At 59.3% G+C, this 24,498-nt stretch carries 42 protein-coding genes and 1 tRNA gene; 24 read left to right on the top strand and 19 right to left on the bottom strand.

The window, feature by feature from the left end; genetic code table 11:
- Positions 1-228: 228 nt before the first annotated feature.
- Entirely contained in the window at positions 229-432 is a 204-nt protein-coding gene (locus tag ACTGJ9_RS25840; RefSeq protein WP_456673391.1) for a hypothetical protein, read from the top strand.
- A gap of 66 nt (positions 433-498) precedes the next feature.
- Positions 499-729, top strand: a complete 231-nt coding sequence (locus ACTGJ9_RS25835) for a hypothetical protein (protein ID WP_456673390.1) — start codon at positions 499-501, stop codon at positions 727-729.
- A gap of 132 nt (positions 730-861) precedes the next feature.
- Here ACTGJ9_RS25835 and ACTGJ9_RS25830 read toward each other — a convergent pair whose 3' ends face one another.
- The 4 genes from ACTGJ9_RS25830 to ACTGJ9_RS25815 all read right to left on the bottom strand — a co-directional run bounded on the left by ACTGJ9_RS25830 (position 862) and on the right by ACTGJ9_RS25815 (position 3,633).
- Positions 862-1,038: a hypothetical protein gene (locus ACTGJ9_RS25830; RefSeq protein WP_456673389.1), complete on the bottom strand. Its 177-nt coding sequence runs from the start codon at positions 1,036-1,038 to the stop codon at positions 862-864.
- Positions 1,039-1,200: 162 nt separating this feature from the next.
- Complete coding sequence (locus ACTGJ9_RS25825; RefSeq protein ID WP_456673388.1) at positions 1,201-1,509, bottom strand: hypothetical protein; 309 nt, start codon at positions 1,507-1,509, stop codon at positions 1,201-1,203.
- 133 nt (positions 1,510-1,642) lie between these two features.
- Positions 1,643-1,828, bottom strand: coding sequence for a hypothetical protein (locus tag ACTGJ9_RS25820; protein ID WP_426406901.1), 186 nt, complete (start codon positions 1,826-1,828; stop codon positions 1,643-1,645).
- Positions 1,829-2,148: 320 nt separating this feature from the next.
- Positions 2,149-3,633, bottom strand: coding sequence for a carboxylesterase/lipase family protein (locus ACTGJ9_RS25815; protein ID WP_456673387.1), 1,485 nt, complete (start codon positions 3,631-3,633; stop codon positions 2,149-2,151).
- A gap of 176 nt (positions 3,634-3,809) precedes the next feature.
- On the opposite strand from ACTGJ9_RS25815, the gene ACTGJ9_RS25810 reads away from it, so the two are divergent.
- The 3 genes from ACTGJ9_RS25810 to ACTGJ9_RS25800 all read left to right on the top strand — a co-directional run bounded on the left by ACTGJ9_RS25810 (position 3,810) and on the right by ACTGJ9_RS25800 (position 5,692).
- Complete coding sequence (locus ACTGJ9_RS25810; RefSeq protein WP_456673386.1) at positions 3,810-4,598, top strand: AraC family transcriptional regulator; 789 nt, start codon at positions 3,810-3,812, stop codon at positions 4,596-4,598.
- Between the two features lie 318 nt (positions 4,599-4,916).
- Positions 4,917-5,213: an HU family DNA-binding protein gene (locus ACTGJ9_RS25805; RefSeq protein WP_027531020.1), complete on the top strand. Its 297-nt coding sequence runs from the start codon at positions 4,917-4,919 to the stop codon at positions 5,211-5,213.
- A 176-nt stretch (positions 5,214-5,389) separates the two neighbouring features.
- Positions 5,390-5,692 carry a hypothetical protein gene (locus ACTGJ9_RS25800; RefSeq protein ID WP_456673385.1) on the top strand — a complete coding sequence of 101 codons (303 nt, stop codon included), beginning with the start codon at positions 5,390-5,392 and terminating at the stop codon, positions 5,690-5,692.
- On the opposite strand, the gene ACTGJ9_RS25795 is transcribed toward ACTGJ9_RS25800, so the two are convergent.
- Entirely contained in the window at positions 5,689-5,973 is a 285-nt protein-coding gene (locus tag ACTGJ9_RS25795) for a hypothetical protein (protein WP_456673384.1), read from the bottom strand. The two genes, ACTGJ9_RS25800 and ACTGJ9_RS25795, sit on opposite strands and share 4 nt — an antisense overlap.
- On the opposite strand from ACTGJ9_RS25795, the gene ACTGJ9_RS25790 reads away from it, so the two are divergent.
- Positions 5,972-6,322, top strand: a complete 351-nt coding sequence (locus tag ACTGJ9_RS25790; protein ID WP_456673383.1) for a GrlR family regulatory protein — start codon at positions 5,972-5,974, stop codon at positions 6,320-6,322. The two genes, ACTGJ9_RS25795 and ACTGJ9_RS25790, sit on opposite strands and share 2 nt — an antisense overlap.
- 149 nt (positions 6,323-6,471) lie before the next feature.
- On the top strand, positions 6,472-6,669 hold the full coding sequence (locus ACTGJ9_RS25785) for a hypothetical protein (RefSeq protein WP_456673382.1): 198 nt from the start codon (positions 6,472-6,474) through the stop codon (positions 6,667-6,669).
- On the opposite strand, the gene ACTGJ9_RS25780 is transcribed toward ACTGJ9_RS25785, so the two are convergent.
- Complete coding sequence (locus ACTGJ9_RS25780) at positions 6,666-6,791, bottom strand: hypothetical protein (RefSeq protein WP_456673381.1); 126 nt, start codon at positions 6,789-6,791, stop codon at positions 6,666-6,668. The two genes, ACTGJ9_RS25785 and ACTGJ9_RS25780, sit on opposite strands and share 4 nt — an antisense overlap.
- A 108-nt stretch (positions 6,792-6,899) precedes the next feature.
- The gene (locus ACTGJ9_RS25775) at positions 6,900-7,115 is read right to left on the bottom strand and encodes a hypothetical protein (RefSeq protein WP_456673380.1); all 216 of its coding nucleotides are present in this window, start codon (positions 7,113-7,115) and stop codon (positions 6,900-6,902) included.
- 293 nt (positions 7,116-7,408) lie between these two features.
- On the opposite strand from ACTGJ9_RS25775, the gene ACTGJ9_RS25770 reads away from it, so the two are divergent.
- The gene (locus ACTGJ9_RS25770) at positions 7,409-7,696 is read left to right on the top strand and encodes a hypothetical protein (protein ID WP_456673379.1); all 288 of its coding nucleotides are present in this window, start codon (positions 7,409-7,411) and stop codon (positions 7,694-7,696) included.
- Positions 7,697-7,781: 85 nt separating this feature from the next.
- Here ACTGJ9_RS25770 and ACTGJ9_RS25765 read toward each other — a convergent pair whose 3' ends face one another.
- Complete coding sequence (locus tag ACTGJ9_RS25765) at positions 7,782-7,946, bottom strand: hypothetical protein (protein ID WP_456673378.1); 165 nt, start codon at positions 7,944-7,946, stop codon at positions 7,782-7,784.
- A 269-nt stretch (positions 7,947-8,215) separates the two neighbouring features.
- Between ACTGJ9_RS25765 and ACTGJ9_RS25760 the strand changes: the two genes are divergently transcribed.
- From ACTGJ9_RS25760 to ACTGJ9_RS25690, 15 genes are all read left to right on the top strand, one after another.
- On the top strand, positions 8,216-8,977 hold the full coding sequence (locus ACTGJ9_RS25760; protein ID WP_456673377.1) for an SIR2 family NAD-dependent protein deacylase: 762 nt from the start codon (positions 8,216-8,218) through the stop codon (positions 8,975-8,977).
- A 208-nt stretch (positions 8,978-9,185) separates the two neighbouring features.
- Positions 9,186-9,818, top strand: coding sequence for a cold-shock protein (locus ACTGJ9_RS25755; protein ID WP_456673376.1), 633 nt, complete (start codon positions 9,186-9,188; stop codon positions 9,816-9,818).
- 128 nt (positions 9,819-9,946) lie between these two features.
- The gene (locus ACTGJ9_RS25750; protein ID WP_456673375.1) at positions 9,947-10,432 is read left to right on the top strand and encodes a DUF192 domain-containing protein; all 486 of its coding nucleotides are present in this window, start codon (positions 9,947-9,949) and stop codon (positions 10,430-10,432) included.
- Positions 10,433-10,525: 93 nt separating this feature from the next.
- A tRNA-Pro gene (locus ACTGJ9_RS25745) sits at positions 10,526-10,602 on the top strand.
- A 241-nt stretch (positions 10,603-10,843) separates the two neighbouring features.
- Positions 10,844-11,104 carry a helix-turn-helix transcriptional regulator gene (locus ACTGJ9_RS25740; protein ID WP_456673374.1) on the top strand — a complete coding sequence of 87 codons (261 nt, stop codon included), beginning with the start codon at positions 10,844-10,846 and terminating at the stop codon, positions 11,102-11,104.
- A 107-nt stretch (positions 11,105-11,211) separates the two neighbouring features.
- Positions 11,212-11,391 (top strand): hypothetical protein, encoded by a 180-nt coding sequence (locus tag ACTGJ9_RS25735; RefSeq protein WP_456673373.1) that lies wholly within the window; start codon positions 11,212-11,214, stop codon positions 11,389-11,391.
- Between the two features lie 58 nt (positions 11,392-11,449).
- Positions 11,450-11,968 (top strand): AAA family ATPase, encoded by a 519-nt coding sequence (locus tag ACTGJ9_RS25730; protein ID WP_456673372.1) that lies wholly within the window; start codon positions 11,450-11,452, stop codon positions 11,966-11,968.
- Positions 11,899-12,651: an AAA family ATPase gene (locus tag ACTGJ9_RS25725; protein WP_456673371.1), complete on the top strand. Its 753-nt coding sequence runs from the start codon at positions 11,899-11,901 to the stop codon at positions 12,649-12,651. Before ACTGJ9_RS25730 ends, ACTGJ9_RS25725 begins: the two co-directional genes overlap by 70 nt.
- Before the next feature lie 274 nt (positions 12,652-12,925).
- Positions 12,926-13,369, top strand: coding sequence for a hypothetical protein (locus tag ACTGJ9_RS25720; RefSeq protein WP_456673370.1), 444 nt, complete (start codon positions 12,926-12,928; stop codon positions 13,367-13,369).
- Positions 13,370-13,694: 325 nt separating this feature from the next.
- Positions 13,695-14,225, top strand: a complete 531-nt coding sequence (locus ACTGJ9_RS25715; protein ID WP_456673369.1) for a hypothetical protein — start codon at positions 13,695-13,697, stop codon at positions 14,223-14,225.
- Positions 14,226-14,810: a hypothetical protein gene (locus ACTGJ9_RS25710; RefSeq protein ID WP_456673368.1), complete on the top strand. Its 585-nt coding sequence runs from the start codon at positions 14,226-14,228 to the stop codon at positions 14,808-14,810.
- Between the two features lie 158 nt (positions 14,811-14,968).
- Complete coding sequence (locus tag ACTGJ9_RS25705) at positions 14,969-15,535, top strand: HK97 family phage prohead protease (RefSeq protein ID WP_456673367.1); 567 nt, start codon at positions 14,969-14,971, stop codon at positions 15,533-15,535.
- Positions 15,536-15,740: 205 nt separating this feature from the next.
- Positions 15,741-15,929, top strand: coding sequence for a hypothetical protein (locus ACTGJ9_RS25700; RefSeq protein WP_456673366.1), 189 nt, complete (start codon positions 15,741-15,743; stop codon positions 15,927-15,929).
- 420 nt (positions 15,930-16,349) lie between these two features.
- Positions 16,350-16,685: a P27 family phage terminase small subunit gene (locus tag ACTGJ9_RS25695; RefSeq protein WP_456673365.1), complete on the top strand. Its 336-nt coding sequence runs from the start codon at positions 16,350-16,352 to the stop codon at positions 16,683-16,685.
- 601 nt (positions 16,686-17,286) lie between these two features.
- Positions 17,287-17,781 (top strand): DUF4142 domain-containing protein, encoded by a 495-nt coding sequence (locus ACTGJ9_RS25690; protein WP_456673364.1) that lies wholly within the window; start codon positions 17,287-17,289, stop codon positions 17,779-17,781.
- 296 nt (positions 17,782-18,077) lie between these two features.
- On the opposite strand, the gene ACTGJ9_RS25685 is transcribed toward ACTGJ9_RS25690, so the two are convergent.
- Positions 18,078-18,248: a hypothetical protein gene (locus tag ACTGJ9_RS25685; RefSeq protein ID WP_456673363.1), complete on the bottom strand. Its 171-nt coding sequence runs from the start codon at positions 18,246-18,248 to the stop codon at positions 18,078-18,080.
- 118 nt (positions 18,249-18,366) lie between these two features.
- Complete coding sequence (locus tag ACTGJ9_RS25680) at positions 18,367-18,672, bottom strand: hypothetical protein (protein WP_456678622.1); 306 nt, start codon at positions 18,670-18,672, stop codon at positions 18,367-18,369.
- Between the two features lie 148 nt (positions 18,673-18,820).
- Between ACTGJ9_RS25680 and ACTGJ9_RS25675 the strand changes: the two genes are divergently transcribed.
- The gene (locus ACTGJ9_RS25675) at positions 18,821-19,057 is read left to right on the top strand and encodes a DUF6894 family protein (RefSeq protein ID WP_456673362.1); all 237 of its coding nucleotides are present in this window, start codon (positions 18,821-18,823) and stop codon (positions 19,055-19,057) included.
- A 199-nt stretch (positions 19,058-19,256) separates the two neighbouring features.
- Here the strand turns inward: ACTGJ9_RS25675 and ACTGJ9_RS25670 are convergent, their stop codons facing one another.
- The 9 genes from ACTGJ9_RS25670 to ACTGJ9_RS25630 form a co-directional block, all read right to left on the bottom strand.
- Complete coding sequence (locus ACTGJ9_RS25670; protein ID WP_456673361.1) at positions 19,257-20,135, bottom strand: SIR2 family NAD-dependent protein deacylase; 879 nt, start codon at positions 20,133-20,135, stop codon at positions 19,257-19,259.
- Between the two features lie 29 nt (positions 20,136-20,164).
- A complete protein-coding gene (locus ACTGJ9_RS25665; RefSeq protein ID WP_456673360.1) occupies positions 20,165-20,638 on the bottom strand; it encodes a hypothetical protein in 474 nt (157 codons plus the stop codon).
- Positions 20,639-20,647: 9 nt separating this feature from the next.
- The gene (locus ACTGJ9_RS25660) at positions 20,648-20,974 is read right to left on the bottom strand and encodes a hypothetical protein (protein WP_456673359.1); all 327 of its coding nucleotides are present in this window, start codon (positions 20,972-20,974) and stop codon (positions 20,648-20,650) included.
- Between the two features lie 52 nt (positions 20,975-21,026).
- Entirely contained in the window at positions 21,027-21,278 is a 252-nt protein-coding gene (locus tag ACTGJ9_RS25655; protein ID WP_456673358.1) for a hypothetical protein, read from the bottom strand.
- Complete coding sequence (locus ACTGJ9_RS25650; protein ID WP_456673357.1) at positions 21,275-21,640, bottom strand: hypothetical protein; 366 nt, start codon at positions 21,638-21,640, stop codon at positions 21,275-21,277. Before ACTGJ9_RS25650 ends, ACTGJ9_RS25655 begins: the two co-directional genes overlap by 4 nt.
- A gap of 162 nt (positions 21,641-21,802) precedes the next feature.
- The gene (locus ACTGJ9_RS25645; protein WP_456673356.1) at positions 21,803-22,168 is read right to left on the bottom strand and encodes a hypothetical protein; all 366 of its coding nucleotides are present in this window, start codon (positions 22,166-22,168) and stop codon (positions 21,803-21,805) included.
- Between the two features lie 118 nt (positions 22,169-22,286).
- Complete coding sequence (locus ACTGJ9_RS25640) at positions 22,287-23,027, bottom strand: hypothetical protein (protein ID WP_456673355.1); 741 nt, start codon at positions 23,025-23,027, stop codon at positions 22,287-22,289.
- Between the two features lie 469 nt (positions 23,028-23,496).
- On the bottom strand, positions 23,497-23,775 hold the full coding sequence (locus ACTGJ9_RS25635; protein ID WP_456678621.1) for a hypothetical protein: 279 nt from the start codon (positions 23,773-23,775) through the stop codon (positions 23,497-23,499).
- Positions 23,775-24,209, bottom strand: coding sequence for a hypothetical protein (locus tag ACTGJ9_RS25630; RefSeq protein ID WP_456673354.1), 435 nt, complete (start codon positions 24,207-24,209; stop codon positions 23,775-23,777). The genes ACTGJ9_RS25635 and ACTGJ9_RS25630 overlap by 1 nt, the downstream gene beginning before the upstream one ends.
- Positions 24,210-24,498: the final 289 nt, after the last annotated feature.

Genomic DNA, 24,498 nt, shown 5'->3' with positions numbered 1-24,498 from the left:
GGAAAGGACGCGCCTTGATTGCCTGGCGCAGTTTCAAACAGATGTCGTCGCCGCAGGATACGATGCGGCAGGAAGCCTCAGCCTGCGCCAGAAGGCGCAGAGACTGCTCTCCGAGCATTCGCCGGGATCATCTGATCCGGCTGGCGCGCCAGGCTGAGACGGCTTCGAAGATCAACGAATGGCTGCGGTCACCAGGTCTGCAGCCGCCCCGATAAGGAAGGAGGCACGATGAGCGACCAAACCCAGTTGAAGAAGGCTGTTGCGCCGTCGCTTCCGTTGCGCAAGCAGGCGGCGACGACGTTTTTGCGCGCACGCAAGCTGCCGCCGGGATCCTATCGGGACGACCTTCGGCAGCTGGCTTTCGGCTTGTTCAGGATGCACAAGCTCGGTCGGCACGAGCTTGCAACTCATCAGGTCACGGAGGGCTTCTAGGCAGGTTCCTGGGCGAGGCTCCGCCGTTCTGCAGTTCGGGTTCCAATCCAGTGCTGGGGGAATGTCATGTTGCTTAAGGACGCATTCAGCGAGAGAGCCATTGCAAACATGGACGTCGCGTTGGAACGGGCTTGCAAGCTGATGCCGGACGTTCTGGTGTCGCATGTGGCACGAAAATTCGTGGCGGAAAAAATCGTCGACTGCGCAAAGACGCGTACACAGACGTTGGCCGGTCTCACCGAAGCGGGCAGGCGGGCGGTTGCCGAGCTTGCCGCAGAGATCGTCGAAAAAGATTGAGCTCCGATGCAGCCACCTGAAAACGAGAACGACCGTCGCGACTCGATTCAGGTATCGCCGGCAAGAGCCGACGTGAAAAACCGCCCCCGGTATCGCCAGGGGCGGTCTTCGAAAAAGGAATGAAAAAGGACTTTAGTGGCCGGTGCCGGGCTTCGTCGTTTTCGGCGGCTTGCCGTCTTCGACGCGGCCTTCGTTGCGGAGATCGCGGCCTTCCTGAGCCTTCCTCTGGCTCTCGGCGGACTTGCCGTGTTCGTTCAACTCTTCCTTGATGAAACCACCGGCTTCCTTCGCCTTGCCTTCAACGCTCATGATCATCTCCTCATCTGGAGACGAGTTAACGCGCGTTACAAGCGACCGTTCCGGCGCGTCACCATTGCAAGACTGCACCGGAACAACGGTTGCATCTGCCGGGAACCGGTTCGTTGTCAACGCGTACCGATGCGACGACGTCGCGGGGGCGCCCGCCTGCAACTACGCTGCAATCCGCTGCACGACCGGCGCTGCCGTCGTCAGCAGCTTCAGCACTTCGGCATGCTCGACGTCGGGAACCGCAATCGCCGTGTGGCTGTAGGCCACATGCGTGCGCGATGTCGCGATCTTGTCGAGGATCTCTTTGCCCTTGATGACGTGGAGGCCCATGCCGTCTCCGGACGGGAAGATCGCCAGCACCACGTCATAGGCGCGGATGACCGCCCTGAGCGCCTCGGCCTTGTCTTCGGCGACATCGACAAACACGCGAACATCGGCTGCGAGTTCACGCAGCTCGTCAAAATCCAGCACTGTGGGATACTCCAACGCAACGATACTGAATGGAGAGTGGATGCGTTGGGTTACCAGAGTCTGAACAATATCTGTCGAGTCACAAGTTTCAGGGTAAGGTGACGACGCGAGCTCGCGTGTTCACTCGGCTAGCTCACTTGGCATAGCCCTGGGAACGGAGCCAGGCGATCTTCCGGTCGCCGTTGATCCAGTCGTCGGCATCTGCCTTGCTGGTGAAGCCGGTAATCTGGCGCTGCTCGTGGTCGGGGTAATCAGCCAGGATCTTCCACTCGTTGTCTGCAATCCGGGCGGTTCTGAAGGTCACTTTTGTTTTTGCCATGCAGCATTATGCAGGAAATGGTCCGAAAAGAGAACCCTTGATTGCGGTCATGGCGAGAAACGGTCTCGACCTCAGGGCGATCGCATATGAGGGCGGCGATCCCCTGTGGCCATCCTTCGAGACGCCCGCCGTTGGCGGGCCCTCAGGATGAGGACCGAGTGTGCGGCCGCAGTTTTGACGAGCACCGATGCCGCTTAGCCTCATCCTGAGGAGACCGCCAACGGCGGGCGTCTCGAAGGACGAGGCGCGCACTCAGGTCGCGCAAAATGCCATATGCGATTGCCCTGTCTCGACCGGGAGCAATCCTCGGTCCGTGCCGTCTACAACGCCTCCCGCCAGCGCATCGGAAGCACGCCGTCCTCCCTGAAACTGCCAATGAAGCCGAAGCGATCAGCATGCGGATTGGGGCGGGGTTCGATGGTGTTGCCGAGGATCTGCACGACGTCGCTCTCGTCAAGGGACGGCCAGGACGGCAGGCCGAGCCCGTTGGGGTCGCCACGGGTCGCGAAGTTTACCCAATAGCTCATCATGGTTTCGGCCAGCGCGCGGTCGGCTCTCGCCGGCGGCGCGGTGCTGCCGATCACCCGCTGCGGCGTCAGCGTGCCGAACACGAAGGGGATCTCGGTGACGTGCGAGGCGAGCGGCGTGTAGGGCGAGGTGTAATTGAAGTGATAGCCATAGACGGGCGCGCGCGTGGTGCTTCGATGCAGCCGCAACCACTGCCAGCACTGCTCGCCGACGACCATGTCGCCGGTGAGCGCGGCGGCAGACGCCTTGGTCTGCGCGTCGGTGTCGGCGGGATAGAGTTCGAGAAACTCCGCGAACCGGTCCGCGCCGAATGTCGCTTCGGCCGCCGCGCGAAAAGCTCGAGCGGAGTGCGCGGGCGGGGATTGCGACATGAACGGAAATCCCTCGGCGCTATTCCAACCGGCCAGCAGAGGGATGCGCATCTGCTCGCCGTGCAGGAAGCGTCGCGCGGGCACCTCGGGCACCGCATGATCATCGATGCTCGGCGAGAATGCCTGGGTGATGTGATCGCGCTCAAAACTCCAGGGCGCCGCTGCATTCAACTGCTCGGCCCGCATCGCGCGCAGGGCCGCAATCGACACATCGCCTTGCCGGCGTGCAAAGGCGCGGCCGCGCGCGCGTGCTTCGTCGAAGGTTTGCAAGGGCCCGCGGCGGCCATCCCAGAACGCGCCGCTCTCGCCGATGGCTTTGTGGAACAGCCCGCGCGCGAGCGGCGACGCCATCAGAATGCCGACGGCCATGGCGCCGGCGGATTCGCCGAACAGCGTGACGTTGCCGGGGTCACCGCCAAAGGCGGCGATATTGGATTGCACCCAGCGGAGCGCCGCGAGTTGATCCTGCAGGCCGTAATTGCCCGATGGTGCTTCCGCATCGAGATCGGGATGGGCGAGAAACCCCAAGACGCCGAGGCGATAATTGAAGCTGACGACGACGACGCCCTTGGCCGCCAACCGGCTTCCGTCCGTGGCGGGATTGGCCGACGAGCCGAATTGAAAGCCGCCGCCGTGAACCCACACCATCACGGGCCGCTTCTCGTCAGCCTCGCTCGCAGCGGTCCAGACGTTGAGGGTGAGGCAATCTTCACTGCGCGGTCCGGGGCGCGGATCATTTTCGAGCGACGACAGAGACGCCGGGCCGAAGGCCAGCGCATCCCGCACGTCGATCCACGGTGTCGGCGGCTGCGGCGCGCGCCAGCGTAGCGGCCCGACCGGCGGTGCTGCGTAGGGAATGCCCTTGAATGCGAGCACGCCGCCGGCGTCGCGTGGCTCGCCGCGCACCGGACCGGCTTGCGTGCGAATGGTTCGGCCCGGTTGTATTGCTTTTGAGATGATCGAGCCATGCACGGTCGCAACTCCTTATTTGGGGAGGAGGCATTTGGGGAGGAGGCGAGATCTATCGACTTTCTCGATGGGTGAATTTATGCATTAATTCGATTGATCGCTAAAAACCGTCAATGACCCGGCAAAAGCTCCAATACCCCTGGCTGGACCTGGATGTGGACGATGCCTCCGCGCCGGTCATTGCCGTGCGCGTCGATGCCGACGGGACCAAGGGCGAGGTGCCCGACCACAGCCATCGCAAGGGACAGCTCGTGATGTCGCTCGGCGGCGGCGTGACCTGCCGCGTTCCGAGCGGGCTGTGGATGGTGCCGCCGCATTGCGCGGTCTGGATTCCCCGCGACATGCCGCACAGCAATCGCGCCAGTGCCAACGCGCGTCTGTTCTTCGTGTACATCGAGGCGGAGCTGGTCGGTCTGCCCGATCGCTGCTGCACCATCTCGATCTCGCCATTGCTGCGCGAATTGATCGTCGAGCTGTCCGACGGTGCGCAGCATGACGCGGCGCGGCGGGAGCGCCTGATCGGCGTGCTGCTCGGCGAGCTGCCGCGCATGCCCGTGCAGCAATTGCATCTGCCGCTCTCGCGCGAGCCGCGGTTGAAGCGCATTGCCGAAGCCCTGGCGGACAATCCCGCGGACCGCCGCACGCTGGCCGAATGGGCCGATCAGGTCGCACTCAGCGAGAGCAGTCTTGCGCGTCTCGTTGCGAAGGAGACGGGGCTGACGTTTGGACGCTGGCGTCAGCAGCTGCATCTGATCGTTGCGATCCGCGAGCTCGCTGCGGGTGCGAGCGTGCAGCAGGTCTCCGCCGATCTCGGCTATGAATCAGTCACGGCCTTCATCACCATGTTCAGGAAGGCGCTGGGAAAGCCGCCGGCGAAATATCTGAGCAGTGTGTCTCGATAGACTTGGCTTCGATAGACTTGGCCTGGATAGAGTTGGCCTCGATAGCGCCGACAGCTTGCTGCCGGCAGAACTCCATGGGGATATTGTTGAATTCGATTTGCCGTCTCGCGGCAGATGCGACTGGGCGGAAAGCTGCGGAACTTGCGCCGAACTGCTGCTTGCCTTTTTGGCCTCAATAGGCTCTAAGCCCGGTCGCTTCATGGCCGTAAGCATGAACCAAGCGCGCTGCGTAGTTTTACCGCTTCCCAGGCAGAGCTGCATCGTAGCTCGCGCGCACCAAATTCACAGAACTCCAGACCTTCCAAAAGGACTCCAGACATGGCGAAGATGACCAAGACCCAATTGATTGATGCAATTGCGGAAGGCACGCAGCTTGCGAAGAACGACGTGAAGTCGGTCATCGAATACATGGCGACCGTCGGCTACAAGGAGCTCAACGAGTCCGGCGAGTTCGTTATTCCCGGCTTCGTGAAGATGTCGGTCGTCAACAAGCCTGCGACCGAAGCCCGCATGGGTGTCAATCCCTTCACCAAGGAGCCGATGCAGTTTGCTGCGAAGCCGGCGAGCAAGTCGGTCAAGGCCTCGCCGCTGAAGGTCGCCAAGGACTCGGTCTGATCCCGGCGATCGCGCGCTGTCTGCGTGCCCTGAGCGCGCGGACCGGCCGCGTGATGCCGACAAAGGCAAAAACCCCGCCTGGGGGAGCGGGGCTTTCTGATGGGGTGAAGCTTGGGGGAAAGCTTCATCTATGAGACGCGCCAGCACTGAAAAAGTTCACCGCGCAAAGAGAGATCGTGCTCGGCAATCCCCGCCAGTCATCGTCCCATTTCCAAAAGAAAAAACCCGCGCTTGCGCACGGGCTCTCTAGCCGACGGCGTCGGGATTTCAGCGCCTGGCCATCGGCCATGGCTCGAACTAAGGTTGAAAATCCAAAAAGCAACAGCGCCGCGGTGACGGAATATGATCGTCAAGCGACGCTGCCATGTGACCGGGCGCTGAAACCCGGCCCTCCGTGGGTGCTCGACGCGCCAAAGAGGTTCGATATGCCCATGAAATTTCGCGCATGGGCTGGACTTTCTGTTCTCATTTTGTTCTAGTGAGTCACCGCTTTTGGAGGTGACTCATGACAGTCGAGAAACAGCGCGAAGTGATCCGGCTCTGGAACCAGCTCAGGAAGCTCAAGGGCCCGGCCGCGGAAGAACTCCGCATCCAGATCCTGTGTCGCGCTGATTTGCTCGACTCCGATTCGTTCTTCGAGAACGAAATGGAGTCGAAGCTGGAACAAAGAAGGTCGGTGCAGGGCGACACACTGTGCGTGGCCGGCTCGACGCTCCCCACGCACCGCGCTATCCTCGCTGGCCACGGCGGGCGCATCCATGAAGAACGGGCTCTACTCCATCCACATCCACATGCTCGACGGCGTGAAGGGCCGCGACAGCGGTGTGCTGATCCTGCGCGATGGCGTGCTGCTCGGCGGCGGACCGTATTTCTGGTCGCGCGGCTCCTACGTCGTCGGCAACGGCACCTGGAAGGGCGAGCTCGCCACCAACCAGCATTCGCGGTTCGCCGATCCGCTTGTCAGGCCGCTCTTCGCCGGCACCGAGGCGACCAGCGGCTTCTCCGGGACGTTCAGCGAGGAGGGAGCCGAGGTGTACGGCACCGTGCTGGTCGCGGGCCATCGCAGCCTCGGCTTTCGCGCGTCGCTGAAGTGGCTGGCCGAGGCGTGAGACGCTTCGCTGGCTCCTAACGAAAGCTTGCAGCGATCGCGATAACCCTATTCGGTTAGGTTAAAAGCCCAATCGCGTTGCGCTTGCCGCGGGTTGGGATAGGTGTCTGGCAAAGACAACAAGACATCGATTTTTTGCCAAGAACCATTATGACCCCGTTTTTAGAACCGTCATTTTATCAGGGCGACCGCCAGACCTATCGCCGCGTCGCTGTCGTCGGCACGCTGTTCTGTCTCGCGTTCGTGGTGATCAGCCTTTCGCTGCGGCCCGAGGTCGAGGACACGCGCGCCGCGGTCAAGGCCGACCGGCTGGTGCGCACGGCAGGACAGCCGCCGCACGCGAACTAGCGCTTGCTGCCATAGACCTCATCGTCGGCGGAGTCCCGCGGGCATGTGGCGCCGCGGGTCGCAAGCGCCACGAAACCGGCATAGGCGGACAGGTTGAGCAATACTTCGAGCCAGGCAGGCATGACGAGCCCCTTCTTGCACTTGCGGGAAGACTACCTCAACGTGTGCAGGGGCGTGCCTGTTCCGCCTTGCAAAGCGATTTGCAAAGAAACCTGGAAACGAAATGCCGCTCAGAGTCGCGAGCTGGGATCGAGCCGCCGCCCCAATGCCGCAACCGATTCCGCCGAGGGCGAGTCCTTGAGGAATTCGGCGATGGCGCGGGCTAGTTCACGGTCGCTCATCGGCGTCGGCGGCGGGCGCAAGCTGCCCACACCGAAGTTGCGAACGATCTCTTCGTAATGCTGCGCGTTGGACTTGGGAATAAGCTTGCGGATGCGGGCCAGCAAAGCGGATAGCGGCAATCTCTTCTCCTCGACCTCCGCCCCGTTGGCAGCGATCGATCTCTGCTGCCATTTTGTCTCTCGAAACTGAAAACCCCGCCAGCACCGCGGAGATGCTGGCGGGGTCTTCGTGCTGTCGCCTCGACCCGGATGGCGGAGGCTCCCGCACTTGCAGGTTCAATCCGGGCTTGCCGGTATTGTTCCCGTGGCGGCGAGATTTTTCTGGGCGGCGCGGTTCCACCGGAGGCGAACCATCCCGGCGGGCTCGCGTTGTCTCCGCGAATGCGAAGGAGGAGATCATGAAGAAGACACTCGCAGTCCTTGCTACCGTCGCAGCCGTCGGCGCGACCGCGGTCGCGGCCCCTGCGCCTGCCGAGGCGCGCGGTATCGGCCCGGGCCTCGCGTTCGGTCTGGCAGCCGGTGCGATCACCGCGGGCGCCATCGCCGCCTCGCATCCGTATGGCTATGGCTATTACGGCCCGGGCTATGGCTACTATGGCGGCCCGGCCTACGCCTACGGTCCCGGCCCGTACGCCTATTATGGCGGACCGTACTACCGACACCACCATTACTACCGCCGCTGGTGACGGCTGACGATCGAAAAGCCCGGAGCGATGCTCCGGGCTTTTTCTCGCGCGCAGGTCTTGTTTCGCGCACGTCCTGCGTGACGTCTTAAGGCCAGAGCGAGGGCCGTTCTACCTTGCGGGCGTTCGCGAGCGTCGAGACGAAATACTCCTCACGCTCGCGCTTGAATTTTTCCTGCGTGGCACGGAACGCGGCGACGCGGGCGGCGATCTCTTCGCGTTCGCGGATTTTGCGTTGTTCGTCCTCGGTCATGTCAAATCCCCCACTACACCTGAGTCTATGTGCACTGCTGAACTCAAGCACTGCCGCCGCAATCACGTTGAGTCGCGTCAACACATGCATTGGCGCTTCTGATTGGGGCGTCAATGGGGAGGAGGCATTGCAGGATTGTGATAAGCGAAAGTCGGAAAAAATTGCGGCCCTATCGCAGCTCACGACTTGCGCGCGGTGGATAACAGCGTCAACAATCTTGTCGCTTGCAGATGTTGCAACTGGCGCGACGGCAAGTCAGGAGGCGGCGAGTGATTGCATCGAACCTTCAGAATGGTGTCGAACGGCTCGGCGACATGATCGCGAGCGCTGGGATCATCGTGCCGTTCACCGGCGCCGGTATCTCGACCGAATGCGGCATCCCTGATTTTCGCTCGCCGGGTGGAATTTGGACCCGCAACCGTCCGATTCCGTTCGACGAGTTCGTGGCCAGCCAGGAGGCGCGCGATGAATCCTGGCGCCGGCGTTTTGCGATGGAGGAGGTGTTCGCCGCGGCGAAACCCGGCCGCGGCCATCGCGCGCTCGCCTCGCTGCATCGCGCCGGCAAGATTCCCGCGGTCATCACCCAGAACATCGACAATCTGCACCAGGCCTCGGGCTTCGCCGCCGATCGCGTGATTGAACTTCACGGCAAGACCACTTACGCGCGCTGCATCGGATGTGGTCAGGCCTACCAGCTCGACTGGGTGAAGCGCCGCTTCGACCAGGACGGTGCCGCGCCCAACTGCAGCGCATGCGACGAGCCGGTAAAAACCGCAACGATCTCCTTTGGTCAGGCCATGCCCGAGCATGAAATGCAGCGCGCGACCGAGCTGTCGCAGGCTTGCGATCTCTTCATCGCGATCGGTTCCTCGCTCGTGGTGTGGCCGGCGGCGGGCTTTCCGATGATGGCGAAGAACGCCGGTGCACGTTTGGTCATCATCAATCGCGAGCCGACCGAGCAGGACGACATCGCCGACCTCGTCATCCGTCACGACATCGGCGAAGCACTCGGGCCCTTTACCGGGAATTGAGGCATCAATTTGATCCGCGCCTATGCAAGCTGTTCATAGGTTCCGGCGAATCTCTTTTTTGTCTATGCCTCGCAACCGGGAGTGTTATCTTTTGATTCGAAAGATCTGCGTCGCGTCGATTGAGAAGATTCTCTGAAGGTTCTCTAGAGACGCGTGATTCGACCCCGCCATTGAGGCGGGGTGCATGGCATGTGTGGGGTCCGGGGTTATGGGGTCGTCGGACGGATTTGAGTCCAAGAAGCTGGGAGTTCCCGCGCCGGGCGAGCACGGCGCCGGTCGAGATAGTGCGCTCAGTCCCTTCACCGGGCTGGGCGAGAGCAGCGCCAACCTCGTCGAGGTTCATGGCGTCATCAAATGGTTCGACGCCTCAAAGGGCTACGGCTTCATCGTTCCCGACAATGGACGGCCCGACGTGCTCCTGCACGTTACCGTGCTTAGGCGCGACGGCTTCCAGACCGCGTACGAGGGCGCCCGCATCGTCGTCGAGTGCATCCAGCGCGCCAAGGGTTATCAGGCCTTCCGCGTCGTCTCGATGGACGAGTCGACCGCGATCCATCCCGCGCAGATGCTGCCGCCGCGCACCCATGTCACGGTCACCGCGACCAGCGGGCTCGAGAGAGCCCAAGTCAAATGGTTCAACCGGCTACGTGGCTTCGGTTTCCTGACCTGCGGCGAGGGCACCCCCGATATCTTCGTGCACATGGAGACGCTCCGCCGCTTCGGCATGACCGAGTTGCGGCCGGGCCAGTATGTGCTGGTCCGCTTTGGGCCGGGCTCCAAGGGCATGATGGCGGCCGAGATCCATCCGGAAACCGGATCGCCGGGTCTCCAGTCGCACTAGCCGGCTTCCCGTTTTCGTATTCGTGAGCAGAAGCGCGCGGCCCCAGGGTCGTGCGCTTCTGGCTTTTGTCATGATCGCCGCGTAAGGATGTCGCAATCTCACGCCGTCAGCCCAATGAGTCCATTTCCATGAGCTTTGATCGAAAGGCCGCCCGGTCCCTTGCCAGGGGCTGGCTTGCTGCCATCCTCGTCGTCGCCGGCTTTGCCATCGCAACCGGGTCCGTTCGCGCGGCCAGCTTCCAGCCGCTCGAGATCGTCACGAAGAATGGCGTGCAGGTATTCTCGGTGGAGATCGCGACCACGGACGAGGAGAAGCAGACCGGGCTGATGTACCGCAAGGAATTGGCCGACGGCAAAGGCATGCTGTTCGACTTCAATCCCGAGCAGGAAGTCTCGATGTGGATGAAGAACACCTATGTCTCGCTCGACATGATCTTCATTCGGGCGGACGGGCGCATCCTGCGCATCGCCGAGAATACCGTGCCGCTCTCGACCAAGATCATTTCGTCGGGAGGCCCCGCCCGGGCCGTGCTCGAGGTGGTGGCGGGAACAGCGCAGAAATACGGCATCCGGCCCGGCGATCGCGTCGGCCACCCCCTGTTCGGCAGCAAATAGGTCGGCAAATCAAGCTAACGGGCGCGGTTTCGGCGGTTTGGGACGCTTGCTGGCGCCTGGCGAATTGTGTATCGACGGGGCTCGCCGGACATTCGGGGTATAGCGCAGCCTGGTAGCGCGGCAGTTTTGGGTACTGCAGGTCGTTGGTTCGAATCCAGCTGCCCCGACCAACAAAATCAAGTACTTAGGCGGAAGTCTGAAAACCTGAAATTCGCCGAGTAGCCACCGGGTAGCCACCGGACATCCAGTAGCAGTCATCGGCCTAAATAATTTGCATACCGCCTTAGTGTGCAGCCCCTAGATCAACAATAGTGGGTATCCATCGGAATTCAGCGGCGCACACTGAATTCGACAGGGACCGCTTAGTATTTTGCGAGACCAAGCGCACTACTCTATAGGCGCCGACTGGCCGTGGCCGGGGCGTTCAACGTAACCTCCTTATCGGAGGCTCTTTTGAATCTTCTCACCTTGGACGAAATGACAGCCGCCACCGGCCTGTCGCGGTCGACGCTCGCCAAGCGCCGATGCGATGGCACCGGGCCGGCATTCTTCAAAATTGGCCGTCAGGTCAAATACGACCGCGCCGACGTAGACGCCTGGGTGCTGTCGCGGCGGCGAACCTCGACCTGGGGCACGAGCGACAACAAGCAGAGCGGCAGCCAAGCCGCCTAAAGCCGCATAAGAACGCGCTTCAGCGCGTACTACCTGCCTCCACTTTTATCTGGATACTCCCTTTGAAAATTTTGGATTACCGCCCCGCTAGTAGCGGGCGACGGCGCATGGCCGTATTCGACGCTGAGGTGGCTCCTGGGGTCCGCCTCCTGAAGCTTTCTCTAATCCGCAAGCCGGATGGCAGCTACCGCGTTTTCAGCGACGGTTGCCGCCTCGATGTCGGTATTGCCAACGAGCTTGCGAAAGCCGCAGTAGCAGCGGGGGGCGGTAGCCATCATGACGGCTAGAACATTCACTGCGACCCCGTTTGAATACAAAGACCCTACCACGCTGCCACCCATCGGCATGACAGCTGAGGTTTGCGCGGAGGAAATCGACCCAAAGATCATGGGCTGGATGTGGCAGGCCGTTGCTGCGCGCGACATTGTAGAGGCCTCGTCGCCACCGGCTCCAGCCAACGACAACCAAACCGACGGAATCAAGATCATCGATCCTTCGGACTGGGAAGGGCAACCAATCCCGGAGCGGCAGTGGTACCTTGAGGGCCTGATCCCCAACAGGCAGGTCACCTTGCTTTCCGGTGATGGCGGCACCGGCAAGAGTCTGCTGGCCTATCAGATCGGCTTGGCCGGAGTGCTAGGTGTCGAAACGATCGAGTACAGGCCGGCGCAAGGGCGAGTGGTCTACCTCGCCGCGGAAGATGACGAGGGCGAGCTTAAGCGGCGTGGCCATGACATTCTAACCGCTATGGGACGAACCTTTGCCGACCTGAAGGGGGCATGCGGGTCATTCCTATGGCCGGGAAGGACGCCGAACTGGTCTCCGAAAAACGCCGGAGTCGGGAGCTTGAGCTTACAGCTTTAGCTCAGCAGATTACGGATCTGCTGACGGAGTTCCGACCGAAGCTTCTAATCCTCGATACAGCAGCGGACGTGTTCGGCGGTGACGAAATCAGCCGCAAGCAAGTTCGCTTCTTCGTCTCGATACTGCGGCGCTTTGCGATGGACTGTGATTTGGCCGTGCTTCTGCTGTCGCATCCATCTGTGCAAGGCATGCAGACTGGCACCGGACTGTCGGGATCGACGGCGTGGAATAACTCAGTGCGATCGAGGCTGTATTTCACCGCAGATAAGAACGATGAGGATCTACGCCTATTGAAGAACATGAAGGCCAACTACGGCAGGAAAGGCGCTGAAACCAAACTGCGCTGGCATGAAGGCGCTTTTGTTCTTGATGACGGTGAGCCGTCTGCGCACGTAGCGTTGCTCGCCAACCACGCCGATGAGGTGTTCCTGAGGTTGCTTACCTCAATCAACGGAAGCGGCAGGCGGGTCTCATCTTCCAGGAGCAGCACGTATGCGCCGACTGTGATGGTCGCCATGCCAGAACGCGGGGCAACGAGCAAGAGAGCGCTGGAGGAGTCGATGGCTAGATTGTTTGCGGAAAAGAAGATTGCGATCATCAAGGAGGGGCCACCGTCAAGATCGCGCGAGCGATTGGTGGTGGTCGAAGACGAGATTCGGCAGAAACGGATGGCCGCCGACTAGCCTTCCAACGGTCTACCAACGCCCTACCAACGGGTACCAACGAGGTGTGTGTTCCAACCCCTTATACCCCCGTTGGGTTGGAACACCCAACCCCGTTGGTAGACGGGTTGGAATTCCACCCAAGAAGACCCCGATTTCCTCGGCGCCTGTTTTCTCAGGTAAGCGCTTGATCCCTCTAGCCTGAAGGCCGATTTCCTAAACGTGTGCAGCCACAGGCCACACCAAGACCGCGGACAAGCGGCCAGACACAGCACGTCATGAGAGATATTCCACTGTGAACCGATCCCAGCTCATTCCGGCCCTCCACAAGGCTGGCGATACCACCACGCTGCACAGCATCAACGCATGGTCAGAACTCACCGGCAAAGCGCTCGTTGCCGATAACGACAACCACGCCGAACCAGCGCGGCCCGTCAATAAGCCCGCTACGCCCGAAGGCACCATCGTCGAAACCCTTATGGAAACGATGGAAGCCGAAGATTTGATTGCAATGTACGAGGAGGACGAGAAGGCGAAGAAAGATCCCACCTTCGAAAAGAAACTCCCCCGTACAGCATGGCCATGCACATCGAACGGTTCCGCCGCCCTCGTAAGGCCAAGGCTTCGCCTGCCCAAGTTAATACCCAAACGGTCGAGGACGTCATGGTCCGGAGTATCGACGAGGGCCGACTCAGGATCAAAATGGGCAGGCACGCTGAAGTTCTCGATGCGGTTCTAGACGACAGCTCGGCGGCCGAGATCGGCGAGCTGGTTGCCGGTCCAGGTAGCAGCAAGCGGACATACGAGGGAATCGGCAAACAGGCAGTAGTCCGTGCCGCGCGAAAACTGGCCGAGCTTATTGCCGCCTAGCAGTTTGCGCTAATCATCGGTTTCGATGACAGAGATATGAGACCACGTTTGTGGCTTGACGTGACGTGCAGACTTTGGCGCGCGCCGGTCACCACCTGGCGTCGCCACCTTTTTCCGGCGCAGTGCCGTGATCCGCCGAAATCGGCTTTTTATTTAGCCTTCAACAAAACTCTTTCTATTGAGAACGAAATACCATGGCGAAACTTGCCGACGTCTTGTCGGCTATCGATGCGCTCGGCTTTGACCCGAGGCGCTCAAAGGTGGTCGCAATACGCCTAAGAGATGCTGGCGTGATTCCGGCCGGCGGGCCAGCTAAATCGCCGGAATTGAGCGACACCGATGCGTTGCGCTTGATCTTGGCTATTGCAGTCACCAGCAAAATCAGACTCGCCGATCACGACCTCGCGACCTACACCGGCCTGGTGCCGGCTGGCACCATCATTCCTGCAGACGCGCCAGAATCGGTTGCACGCACAGCGTTCGATGCCATCGAGCTTCTCGTTGAGAAGGCGCGCGGTGGCGACTCGGATGCACGTAGCTCCACGATCGAATTCGTACGAAGTTGGCCGGAAGCCATCGTTAGGAGCGGTTTTGGTGTGGCGCGCTTTCGGACAGCTGGAGCCGACGCCGGACATTGGGAGCGGCATGGACATCGCACTGCGACGACAGTGCCTGCGAATGTGATTGCTGACGTATTGGACAAAGTTTTTGGAAGGGTGAACTAGGTGGCAATTTTGAAGAAGAGGCCCGCCGACGAATTTCGCGTCATGAGCTTAGCTGAAACTAGCCCTGAATTCGCTGCACTCATCGCAAAGCGGCACGAGCTGGAGCAGAGCTATTCGAAGCTCAACGCTGAGCGCTCGAATCTCCTTGACGAGATCAAAGCCGCAAAAGCGGCTGGCGGAGAACGTCTTAGTGCTGGTGTGGCTAGGCTTTTGGGTGAAGAGGCGGAAGGCAGCGTCACTGAACTTTCAAAGCGACTGCGCGATGTAGTCGCCGAAATGGGAGTTATCGAAGACACTCGGGAAGTGCTGCGCCGACGTACCGATGAGGCGCGAGACAAAGCGAGCAAGATTGTTTGCAGCGCGTCGCTGCTTGAATATCAGCGCCGATTAAAATCGCTGTGTGAAGCGGCGCGTGCGTTGGAGGCGGCGCGCGAAGAGCACGACGCGCTACTAGATGACTTGGAGAGCGAGGATGTTCGCCTCGGCTATCTGCGCCCTGTGCGCGCGCATTTCCTAGGCGATCGACGTGAAGGCAAGGTTTTCTACTTTCTGAAGGAAGTGCGGGAGGCTGGTCACAATGTTTGAGCGAGCCGATAAGCGTGCAGCCAAACCGCTTCGTAAGGTCACCCTGCGTGGCAGGGTTCTGAACGTCGACGATCCCGATCCAGTCGCAATCGCCCGCGCGCTGCGAAAGAGCAAGCCCGGGGGACTCAAGGCGAAACGAGCTGCGATGGAGGCTAAGTTTGCGGGTCGCTGAGACAGAGACACGCGATGCTCCGGCTGAGCAAGCGGGCTCCGTCATTCGGGGTTATTGTGCGCTATACGATGTGCCGGTGACGATCGCGGGGGAGTTTGTCGAGCGCATCGAGCCCGGCGCTTTTACAAAGACAATCGCCAACGGGGACGTGGTTGCCCTGTTGGCGCACGATTGGGGCCGTGTACTGGCCAGGCAGTCCGCGGGATCGCTCCGTCTCAAAGATACGCCAATTGGGCTCAGCTTTGAATTGGACGCGGACGTCAGCACACCAAGTGGTGCAGAGGCGCTTGGCACCGTGCGCGAACGTGCGGTGAAGGGCTGTAGCTTCGGTTTCCGGGTCCTTTGGGATGATTGGTCCGACGATGGTCCGATCCCGACACGGACCATTCGCGAGATCGAGCTTTACGAGGTTTCGCTTTTAGCGAATCCGGCTTACGAAGCTACCAGCGCATGGGTTAGTTCGCGAGCCAACACCAACAACGTAGCCGCCCAGCGCCGCATAGCGACCCGGCGAGAGGCGATGCGCAAACGCGGAATTCCGTTAGTCCAATGAGCGTCATGAACTTTGGGACTTTACAGCGCATCGTCGCTGACAGTGGCCTCGGTCGGTTATGGCTAGTCGCCAGCGACGGCACTGCGCACGCGATCACGCGCAAGGCACTCCGCGAGGCGGGTGTGGTTCGGCCTATGGCTGGTGATGCATTTGAATTCCTCGCGGCGAATGATGGTGACGCCGTGCAGTTGCGGAAGGTTTTGGCGTGATTGCCATTCAAGAATTCACCGCCGAATTCAAGTGCGGCGGAAAGTGGCAATCTTGTCGCGTCGTCGGGATTGCCGGTGAGCCGAGCGATCTGAGGTTCGTCGTCATCGTAGACGGGCAGATCCTTTACGCCGACACGGTTAGCGAAGTTCGCCACCGCGCGCCGACACCGGAGCCGTTCGGCTGACCGGGCCGCGCTGAGTTCGTTGTCGATGATGATGGCGACGTTGTCGACGTTCTGCGGGTGTGGTGATGCAGCGATTTAAAGAGGAGCGATTTTAATGAGCACTTATAGCACAAAGGTTCACCGCGATCTTGGTGGTGACAGTCTTACTCTTGAGCCTGGTGGCTCTGTCAACTTTAACGGTGTGGCGTTCACCGTGAACGCCGCTGGCAAGCTTGTTCTCACTGGCCTTCCTACAGCGGACCCGCACGTCGTTGGTCAGTTGTGGTCGAATAACGGTGTGTTGACCCTGAGCATAGGGTAGCAGCGTGATGGGGCGGAGGGGTGTAGCAACTTTCATAGATATTGGTTTTTTAGAAACCGGCCCCATACCTCAACAATCGCGCGCTTTGCCCCAGAGTTTAAAATATTTTGGAGACCTAAATGGCCTCGCCGAAACCGCCTAACCACCTGTCCCGGGCAGCCAAGACGTGGTGGCGCCAGGTCCATTCGGATTATGACCTGGATGACCATCACCGACACTTGCTGCGTTTGGCCTGCGAAAGCATGGACGAGGCGGAGAAGGCTCGCGCCGCACTGGCAGAGCATGGCCATGTCGTGCTCGACAGGTTCGGCTGCCAAAAATCCTCGCCATGGTGCGACATCGAGCACAAAGCGCAGAACCGATTCCGGATTCTTTGCCGCGAACTCGGCTTGGACGTTGAGCCGGGCGACGGCCCGCGAATGCCGCGGGATGCAACGTATGGGACTCGCCGCTGATGCCGCCGCGCCCCAAGAAGAATAAGCATCGCGCGGTTGCCGCTCCCGAGGATTGGGGTGAAGTATTCGAGACCGGACATGACCGCTTTTCGGATCTGCGCTGGGCAGGAATCGCGCTGGATGACGATGACCGTCCCGACCGCGGGGAGACACTCGCTGCCTGGCGGCGATACGGCCGGGCGTTTCTTGAGGAGTATGCCATCCGGATCCAAACGGCCCAAGCCGCTACGGACCACCTTGGGCTTTGACCGAATTCGGGCCGCCTTGATGCCTGCGCGGTCGAGACGAGATCGGCGGCGCAGAACGTCGCACATAACCAGCCAAGCCGTTGTCCTGTTTCGGCGGGGTATTCGCGCCCCGCAGGACCAGTCCATCAGGATCACGCTTGCCGAAGCGCTTGGCCGATCGAAATTCCGCGCCAGCCCGCTAGACCGCAATCCACAGTCGCTGCTCGGCTGCGACCGTGAGCCGGCCGATGTCGTTCTCGGTTTGCGGGCGGAATTGCAGAGGAGAAGCGGAGAGGTTAGTACCAAGCGCCATGGTTCAATTGGAACCTCTTCCGCATCTGAGTGTTCATCGGCAAACAATCCAGGAGTCGCCGATGAACAGAATGCTTGTGTCGCTCGGGACAGTAGCCTTGATGGCGATCTCAGTTGCGAACGCATCTGCGAAAGATAAGCAAAGCGAGGCGTTCCTTAAGAAGGCAATCGAGGGCAATTTCGCTGAAGTGAGCATGGGGGAGCTGGCGCAGCAGAACGGCCAGAGCGATGCCGTCAAGTCGTTCGGCAGGATGCTCTCCACCGACCACGCTGCCGCCAATCAGAAGGCTTTAGCTGCTGCCCAAGCAGCAGGAATGAACCCGCCGAGCGGCCCGAGTGCGAAACAAAAAGCCGAACATGACAAGATGGCAAAAATGTCCGGCCCAGGCTTCGATAAGATGTTCGCTACCCACATGGTCGCAGATCACCAGAAGGATATCGCCGAGTACAAGAAGGCATCAAAAAGCAAGGATGCTGCCGGCGAATATGCTTCAGGCCAGATAGACACGCTGCAAAAGCATCTGGACACGGCAAAATCGTTGAAGGCCGGTAGTTGATCCGACCCTGGGAATTCGCTGTCGGCGTTCAGGTTATGTCGTAAATGAAAAAGGCCGCAGCGGCGGAGAGTGTCGGGCTTGACTAATCGGGAACAACTGACGGTAGGAACGCGAGGACGGGTCTCGGGTTTGGTGGTTCTCTATCCAAGAGGATTACCCATGACCAATCCAGATCAGAACTACCGGAACAATCCGCGCCAGACCAACACCACGGGTTGGGCAATTGGTGCAATTGTCGTGATCATAGCTATCGCCGCCATTTTCTACAGCACTGGTAACCACACGACCGCGTCAAATCAGACCAGCGCGCCCACAACCAAGACCAGTTCGACAAACCCGTCGACAACGACCGGCTCGGGCGCCGGTTCTCCCGCAAGCGCGCCATCCACAGCACCTGCGACCGGGTCGAAGTAGTTACTGACCAGGTTCCAGCGGCGGGAGATCCCGGCCTCATCATCCCGCCGCATGGAGTGCGCTTGCGATCTTACGGGTAACGGCCCCAGGAGCGATTAGCTCTGTGAGGCCGTCCGTCTCATTCGCGATACTCTCGGAAAAGTAGGCGGGACGAAGGCGAGTGGCTGACGATCAATCGTTGTCCACGCGGGAGTCCCTAAACTCAACCGGTCCATCTATCAGTTGACTCTTGCGAGCCTTGGCCGCATCGGCGCTAGCATCTTTATCGCGCAAGCCATCGATCGCATCTCCGGCCAACTCGCTGGCCCGATCACTCTGTGTCGGATATCCGTCGAGCCAATCCTGTTCGGTCGCTAAAGCGGACCACGCCCGCGCCATCCGTTTGTAGCGGAGTGCCGCCTGCGCATTGGTCGCCGCCTCGGCGAGCTGCGAGCAGTTATCGGCATTTTCGCGAAATTTATCGGACGTTTTGACCATCAGAGACAACGGGATTCCGGTGAGATCGTTCCGACAGCGACGAAAGCGGTCATCTTCATGGGCGAGAGCCGAACCCTGTCTTTTTCGACAGGTGCGGGCCGTCCCGACATGTGGGCATGATCGCGGCTTAAGGACGAGGGCCGCTGCTATGCGTTACTACTTCCCGATTTTCCACAACGGCGAGATACAGCCGGACGATGTGGGGGAGCTATTTCGCTCGCCTGAATTAGCTGTCCGATACGGCGCCCGTGTTGCTCGCGATATCGCCAGCGATCCCGATTATGACCCTGATGCGGGCACGGTCGTGATCGTAGTTGACGCCTCGGGTGCAGAGATCGCGAGGCATGGGGTTGGGGAGCGGGCGCGGTGGAGGAGGTGCAAGTGAGGGGCAGGCGAGTGGATATGGCAATGATGCGAGCGGACGCCCGGGCTCGGGCCAAAGTGATAGTTGATGCGATGCTATGTCGGGATGGTGATATTGCTGAGGCTGCCAGGCTATTCCAACCACCAGCAGACACTGCGCAACCGCAAGGGCGTCTCTGGAAAGAGTTGCTTATTCAGAGCGTTCAGCAACAGCTTCGAAATCACAACGTCACCGCGTAAGGCAAGCCAGCCTTGACCAATTTCAGCAGCGCGACTAGCTCTGCTGAGTATTTCCCAACTGTCGATTTAGGTCCGGTCCCAGATTTCACAGCGCAGTGATAGCGATTGTCCGTTTCGAAGAGGTTGATTCCTTTTTCCGCACGAACTTTCTCGATCAGCTTTCTTGCGCCGTGCCAGCCAGGGTAGCCCAGCCTCTGGCCAACTTGCGTGAGCACGAACGGGTGTGTCATGTTGGTGTTATTAGCCGGGACAATGCCAAGCAGGTTTGGCAAGTTCTCGTCCGAACTCATAAGGCCTTCTAGCGCCTGATAGTTGACCTCGAACTGACGGCGCGGAATGTCAGTCCGGATGAGCTTGTACATTCTAGAAGCGACGGCTCGCAGGGTGCGCACATTGATCGCCTTGATCTGGCGCTCCTGAGAGATGGCCGTATAAATCCACGAGAATTCGTTGGATTCGATTGCCCGTACTCGATATTGCTTGGCCCCCGCGCCGACCACATACTCTTCGCGAAAAGATGTTTTTTCGTGAATGTCTCCATTCCACTGGACATAAAAAATGTTCTTGATGAAGCGATCGTCGCCCCCGATGATCTCGCCGACGTCTTCAATGATAGACGTCACGTTGGGATCGCCAAACCCGTATCCCAATATGAACACCGGGTGCTCGGCTAAATAAGTCAGAAGCTTGGCCGATATATACTTTTTCTTTTCGCGATAGTTTTCGTAGTCGTCGTGAGTTAGCACCAAAGTTGACGGATCATCGGTACTCCCGTGGATCTTGAAAATTTCACCCACCATGTTGAGGTTGTAACGGATGACCTTTTCTCCGACGATGGATTCGTAGCCCTTGAAAAGCACTTCGAGGAAGTTGTCGTAGTTGGTGGTAATTATTGCGTGCGGCGCGGTGGCCTGTAGTAGAGCAATCTCATTAAACAGGGAAGCCGTTTGATCGCGCTCTCCTTGGGGACCTTCTTGGAGAGAATCTCACAAGCCATGTGCTTTAAGAATTGTGCGCGATGCACGTCTGTTTTGAAGTAGCCGCTGGGAAACTTGGTTTTGCCAGCTTTCCAAGCCCACTCGAAGGCCCGCTCTTGCAACTCTTGACCTAGCTGAATAGGGCCGTGGTCATGCTTCTGGATGAGATAATTGAACTCATCCTCCAAGATGCCCATCTGAGTTGCAATTTCACGAAGTAGCTCCAGCCAGCCGGGAGAGCCAAAATACCGCTTGGGTATTCCTGAGCCTACGAAAAAGATTGGTTGGCACTGCATTTCGTCCAGCGTGTCGCGGATAAGGGCGCCGGTGCGCTCCTGGTATCTCAGATATTCGGCATTAACGTCGGGTGCGACTGCGTCAGCCATGTTTTCCTGCTATCTACTATCGGCGGATGCGACCGCACTGAGTGCTTTGTCGAGAGAGAACGTCTTCGAAGAGCCGTCGGCAAACCGTACACCGAGGCATCGGGTGTATCCGGCGCTGCGCTTTTCCATTGTTGGAAAAAACGCGGTGACCGCAGCCGGGAGATCATACTGGGTGTTGGCGCAATATTTTTCGTAGAGGACTTTCAGCTGCTCGAACTGCTCGATCGGAACGTCTTGGTTCAACGCGCCGCCGGTTCTGTAAGGATCGAAATGCGACTTGGCGAGTTTGATGTTGGCGAAGTTGAGAGAGGGGCCGAGATTTACAGCTTTGGACATGGTTTGAACTCTGCAGGAAGAATCAATCGCAACCGTCACGGGGCAGCGGCCATCATCGCGGGATTTCGGTCATGCTGCGCCATATGGGCCGGCCCGTCGCCCTGGTGAAGCGCGCAGCAATCTCCTCCAGGTTATCATCGTCTTCGGTCAAGATGAGAACGCCATCAATTCCGTCCTCAATCATGCCGGTCACCGCTGAAGGTGCGTGGCCGAAGGGGCCAATCGTGATCTCGTGCCCGCGCTCCATTAGAGTCGCGGTATACCAACCAGCAACGTCTGCGGCAGATAAGATTGCGATCTTCATGGATGAGCCACTCCAGGCCTACCGCGTTTGGTCTCCGTTTCGTTTATGGCCCTTATCACCTCGTCACCCTTTTGGGCGATTTCAGTCAGGGTTTCTGGGCCAAATGAGCCGTCCTCAAGTGCTTTGAGGATCAGGTGGTTGTTGTAGATGTAGGCCGAGATTGGAAGAATCGCCCCTCCGCCATTCGACTTCGCTAGGTCTAGGTGGTGACCGAATTCCGCGAGCGATAGATCCAATAGCTGTTTGGATCGGTCCCTCCGGTCCTTTAGCTTCGATTGGACGATTATCGTGGCCACCGAGGAAGCGGATCCTATTAGTGCGCCGACTAAACCGAATACGGCCGCTGTCAGACCCGCGTCCATTTTCGTCTCCACTTCCTATCAACCTTCATTGTAGTCGCCGCGCCCCCAGACGGATTAGTGTCCGAATAGCTTCCGGGCGAGTGGAGACTTGTCCTGCCCCAGCTATCCAGTCGTCAACCGCAGTCAAATCGTCAGGCTGCAGATGGGTTACAACAAAATCAGTCACTTCGCTCCTTTGGTGTTTTGATTGAAGGGTCGAAGCGTTTTCCAAAGGTTCAGTACTGCATCCATATAGGTTTTTAGGGGGTTGTCAGCGCAATAAGTCCTAAGCGCTAGGGCTTGGTCGTTGGTTTCGGCTCCCAATTCTTTTGCTTCCTGTTTGTTCGCCAGCAGTCCCATATTGAGGCCGGACATGTAGCCCTGAGCCCATGTAAAAAAATAGAGCTCCATGTTCTTTGGATCGCTTTGATACATCTTCGCGAATTCCGCGCAACTCGTGGCCCCCAAACCTTGAACTGGATACGCAACGGCTATTTTAGGACCGAGCAGAATTGCGATGCAGGACGCCAGGATCATTGTGTAATTCATAGGCTGCTTGCCCCTTTGTCTGTTCGCCCTAGCTCAGCTTAATCGCCGAACTCCTTAAATTCGATCTTGGCGGTGATTTCGTTCATTGCATAATGGACGAATTGACGTCCCAAATCGGTCAGCTCATAGGGCTCGGTTTCATCAAATGCAGACTTCGTCGTGATGGAGGACTGTCCTGGGGCGGATCTTTTGCTGGGCGTCTCTTACGGAGAAAATTTCCGGCGTAGTCCGTCTGTCGATGCTGACGAATGACGCTTCCGAGCGTCAAATCGCGGATCAGCATCTTGAAAAGGTCGGCCTCCGCGGAGTCCTCTCTAACCTGCGGCTTATCGAGATTGTCCCACATCGCACCACGCGTAATGCCAGGATTCCGATATATCTCCGCGATCACCTCGAAATGGAAGTCAGTGTAAGTATTTATCCAGTCGATAAAGAGGCGAACTACGTCGTCCGAGGCGGTCTGCGCGGCGGCAGCGTTTGCAAGGATATTCCGAAGTCGTTGACGTTTGTACTCGGTATCTACCGAAGACCAATTGCGGAATGCCTTCTTCAGCAGGGCCTGATATTCGGGTGACTCGATGCGCTGCTTGACCTTCTCGTCGTGCATGTCGATGCGCGCAATCACCTCGGCAATCGTTTTGCCTTTCTCTCGCAGCTCATCCTCTAGCATCTGAATCCACTGGCGAAGCACATTGGTGACGTGCTCTGAGTCCTGTTCGGACCAGTATCCCGCCCCAGCCGAGAGTAATCCACCGACGAAGGGAATCGCGCCGCTGATTGCATTTAATGCAAGTCGAGCCGCTTTCTTCTTTCCGTCCGGCGCAAAAGCGCCCTTGTCGATATCGCCATTGTCCATCATGGCAGCTCTAGATTTTCGTGTTTCCAATGTCTTGCTTGCGGTGCCGCGATATTTTCTACCGCGTTACCCGAACGTCGCCGTGTGCTTCAATCGGCCGCTCACCGTCGAAATCTGTGTGAGCGAGCAGGGCGCCAGTGCCGAACAGCACCAATCATCCGCGCTCCTATTGATGGGTGCCGTACCGATTGCCAGTGTTTGAATTGGTATAGGTCCCACCTCGATGGGAGGAACCCGAGCCGCCTGAAAAAGCTGCCGCCGTGGCTAGAGGTGTGATGGCCTCCGCCATAGCTGACGCGGCCGCCGTGTCCACCACCGCGTGCGCTCGCCTGTGCTGTCAGGTCGATGAGCAGCGTTAGACTCGCAACGATCGCAATCACCTTCATGAGCTATCTCCGAATTTGCATTGTTGATCTGATATCCAACCGCAACGGACGGGCGAGCGGCGGGGTAGGAGCTTAGAGCGCCATCATCAGTCGATATCGTCACCGTCGTCGTCTTCGTCGGCTCCCCGGTCTGGGTCCTCGACGTACACTAAGCAGCCTTCGTAGAACGACATTCCGTTGCCTCGCAGCGGGCAACTGGATTCGGACGTCACATTGTGCGCTTCCGCCCACCGATACCCGGCGGCGTGACCCGAACAATCATCGGAGCAGTCGTAACCGCCGAATTCGCGAGCCTGGGCATCGCAAGAGGAGATCAGAACGCCGAATGCAAAAAGAATAATCGCGACGGATCGGATCGGGTTCATCACGTACCAGGTGCGACGGTGGATTTAGAAGCCGGCTTCCGCTGCTTCGTGGCGGCCGCTGCTGCAGCCGCCGCTTCCTGTTGCTTTTTCAGCTCGGCTACCCTGGCCAACTCGGCACGCTTGGCATCGGCCTCGTCTTCTCTAACCAGGAGATATCCTTTTTCGGCCATGCACCCCCGAGCGACAGTATCTGCCGCGTTGGATCGGTCGGCGGCTGCCATCGCGCCGGCTAGACCGCCGCTCGCGACGGTGACACCAGATAGGGCCGCCTTATTGCGCTCTCCAAGACACGAAGTGCCGTCAATTTCGGCCTGCGTTTGAAGAACCGGATTCTCTCTAACAGTCTGTCCGTCAACACGGAGCCAGACCATTTTTGGTGCCGCGGCACAGCCGCCCAGTGCGGCGCAAAGCGCCGCAATCGCAAGTTTACGCATAGGAAAAAGCCCCCGGCCGAAAAAAAGAGGCACATCCATCTCAACCGCTGCGCGAGATCAATAGCTTGCGCGCGTGACCACCCTGCGAAAATGGGGGCGCCCTGGCTGGCGAAATCAACACCGGAAAAATACGGGTGGTGTTACAGGTGCAATCCAATGATGAAACGGATCGCGAAATAGGCGCCCGCACCTACGATCGCCGTCGCGCTCATCGCGAGAATTACCCGCCAGGTTTCGTCCATTGCGCCTCGTGGTGTGTGAGGGCGCAGGCCGGGGGCTTAGAAGCGGC

Origin of the sequence: Bradyrhizobium sp. RDM12 (assembly GCF_051917485.1) — a bacterium.
In the GTDB taxonomy this organism is placed as follows: domain Bacteria; phylum Pseudomonadota; class Alphaproteobacteria; order Rhizobiales; family Xanthobacteraceae; genus Bradyrhizobium.
The sequence above is the reverse complement of the archived record's forward strand: the minus strand, read 5'-3'. Positions and strand labels throughout refer to the sequence as shown.

Excerpts from the sequence above, each read along its gene's own strand:
- ACTGJ9_RS25820 (WP_426406901.1), bottom strand. The coding sequence starts at position 1,828 with ATGGCAAAAACAAAAGTGACCTTCAGAACCGCCCGGATTGCAGACAAC.
- ACTGJ9_RS25725 (WP_456673371.1), top strand. The coding sequence starts at position 11,899 with ATGGCCGGGAAGGACGCCGAACTGGTCTCCGAAAAACGCCGGAGTCGG.
- ACTGJ9_RS25765 (WP_456673378.1), bottom strand. The coding sequence starts at position 7,946 with ATGACCGAGGACGAACAACGCAAAATCCGCGAACGCGAAGAGATCGCC.
- ACTGJ9_RS25630 (WP_456673354.1), bottom strand. The coding sequence starts at position 24,209 with ATGCGTAAACTTGCGATTGCGGCGCTTTGCGCCGCACTGGGCGGCTGT.
- ACTGJ9_RS25730 (WP_456673372.1), top strand. The coding sequence starts at position 11,450 with ATGACAGCTGAGGTTTGCGCGGAGGAAATCGACCCAAAGATCATGGGC.
- ACTGJ9_RS25675 (WP_456673362.1), top strand. The coding sequence starts at position 18,821 with ATGCGTTACTACTTCCCGATTTTCCACAACGGCGAGATACAGCCGGAC.
- ACTGJ9_RS25660 (WP_456673359.1), bottom strand. The coding sequence starts at position 20,974 with ATGTCCAAAGCTGTAAATCTCGGCCCCTCTCTCAACTTCGCCAACATC.
- ACTGJ9_RS25655 (WP_456673358.1), bottom strand. The coding sequence starts at position 21,278 with ATGAAGATCGCAATCTTATCTGCCGCAGACGTTGCTGGTTGGTATACC.
- ACTGJ9_RS25755 (WP_456673376.1), top strand. The coding sequence starts at position 9,186 with ATGGGGTCGTCGGACGGATTTGAGTCCAAGAAGCTGGGAGTTCCCGCG.
- ACTGJ9_RS25795 (WP_456673384.1), bottom strand. The coding sequence starts at position 5,973 with ATGGATGCGCCCGCCGTGGCCAGCGAGGATAGCGCGGTGCGTGGGGAG.
- ACTGJ9_RS25715 (WP_456673369.1), top strand. The coding sequence starts at position 13,695 with ATGGCGAAACTTGCCGACGTCTTGTCGGCTATCGATGCGCTCGGCTTT.
- ACTGJ9_RS25680 (WP_456678622.1), bottom strand. The coding sequence starts at position 18,672 with ATGGTCAAAACGTCCGATAAATTTCGCGAAAATGCCGATAACTGCTCG.
- ACTGJ9_RS25635 (WP_456678621.1), bottom strand. The coding sequence starts at position 23,775 with ATGAACCCGATCCGATCCGTCGCGATTATTCTTTTTGCATTCGGCGTT.
- ACTGJ9_RS25790 (WP_456673383.1), top strand. The coding sequence starts at position 5,972 with ATGAAGAACGGGCTCTACTCCATCCACATCCACATGCTCGACGGCGTG.
- ACTGJ9_RS25770 (WP_456673379.1), top strand. The coding sequence starts at position 7,409 with ATGAAGAAGACACTCGCAGTCCTTGCTACCGTCGCAGCCGTCGGCGCG.
- ACTGJ9_RS25810 (WP_456673386.1), top strand. The coding sequence starts at position 3,810 with ATGACCCGGCAAAAGCTCCAATACCCCTGGCTGGACCTGGATGTGGAC.
- ACTGJ9_RS25780 (WP_456673381.1), bottom strand. The coding sequence starts at position 6,791 with ATGCCTGCCTGGCTCGAAGTATTGCTCAACCTGTCCGCCTATGCCGGT.
- ACTGJ9_RS25645 (WP_456673356.1), bottom strand. The coding sequence starts at position 22,168 with ATGAATTACACAATGATCCTGGCGTCCTGCATCGCAATTCTGCTCGGT.
- ACTGJ9_RS25750 (WP_456673375.1), top strand. The coding sequence starts at position 9,947 with ATGAGCTTTGATCGAAAGGCCGCCCGGTCCCTTGCCAGGGGCTGGCTT.
- ACTGJ9_RS25840 (WP_456673391.1), top strand. The coding sequence starts at position 229 with ATGAGCGACCAAACCCAGTTGAAGAAGGCTGTTGCGCCGTCGCTTCCG.
- ACTGJ9_RS25735 (WP_456673373.1), top strand. The coding sequence starts at position 11,212 with ATGGCCGTATTCGACGCTGAGGTGGCTCCTGGGGTCCGCCTCCTGAAG.
- ACTGJ9_RS25685 (WP_456673363.1), bottom strand. The coding sequence starts at position 18,248 with ATGCGGCGGGATGATGAGGCCGGGATCTCCCGCCGCTGGAACCTGGTC.
- ACTGJ9_RS25695 (WP_456673365.1), top strand. The coding sequence starts at position 16,350 with ATGGCCTCGCCGAAACCGCCTAACCACCTGTCCCGGGCAGCCAAGACG.
- ACTGJ9_RS25690 (WP_456673364.1), top strand. The coding sequence starts at position 17,287 with ATGAACAGAATGCTTGTGTCGCTCGGGACAGTAGCCTTGATGGCGATC.
- ACTGJ9_RS25665 (WP_456673360.1), bottom strand. The coding sequence starts at position 20,638 with ATGGCTGACGCAGTCGCACCCGACGTTAATGCCGAATATCTGAGATAC.
- ACTGJ9_RS25805 (WP_027531020.1), top strand. The coding sequence starts at position 4,917 with ATGGCGAAGATGACCAAGACCCAATTGATTGATGCAATTGCGGAAGGC.
- ACTGJ9_RS25830 (WP_456673389.1), bottom strand. The coding sequence starts at position 1,038 with ATGAGCGTTGAAGGCAAGGCGAAGGAAGCCGGTGGTTTCATCAAGGAA.
- ACTGJ9_RS25835 (WP_456673390.1), top strand. The coding sequence starts at position 499 with ATGTTGCTTAAGGACGCATTCAGCGAGAGAGCCATTGCAAACATGGAC.
- ACTGJ9_RS25785 (WP_456673382.1), top strand. The coding sequence starts at position 6,472 with ATGACCCCGTTTTTAGAACCGTCATTTTATCAGGGCGACCGCCAGACC.
- ACTGJ9_RS25650 (WP_456673357.1), bottom strand. The coding sequence starts at position 21,640 with ATGGACGCGGGTCTGACAGCGGCCGTATTCGGTTTAGTCGGCGCACTA.
- ACTGJ9_RS25640 (WP_456673355.1), bottom strand. The coding sequence starts at position 23,027 with ATGATGGACAATGGCGATATCGACAAGGGCGCTTTTGCGCCGGACGGA.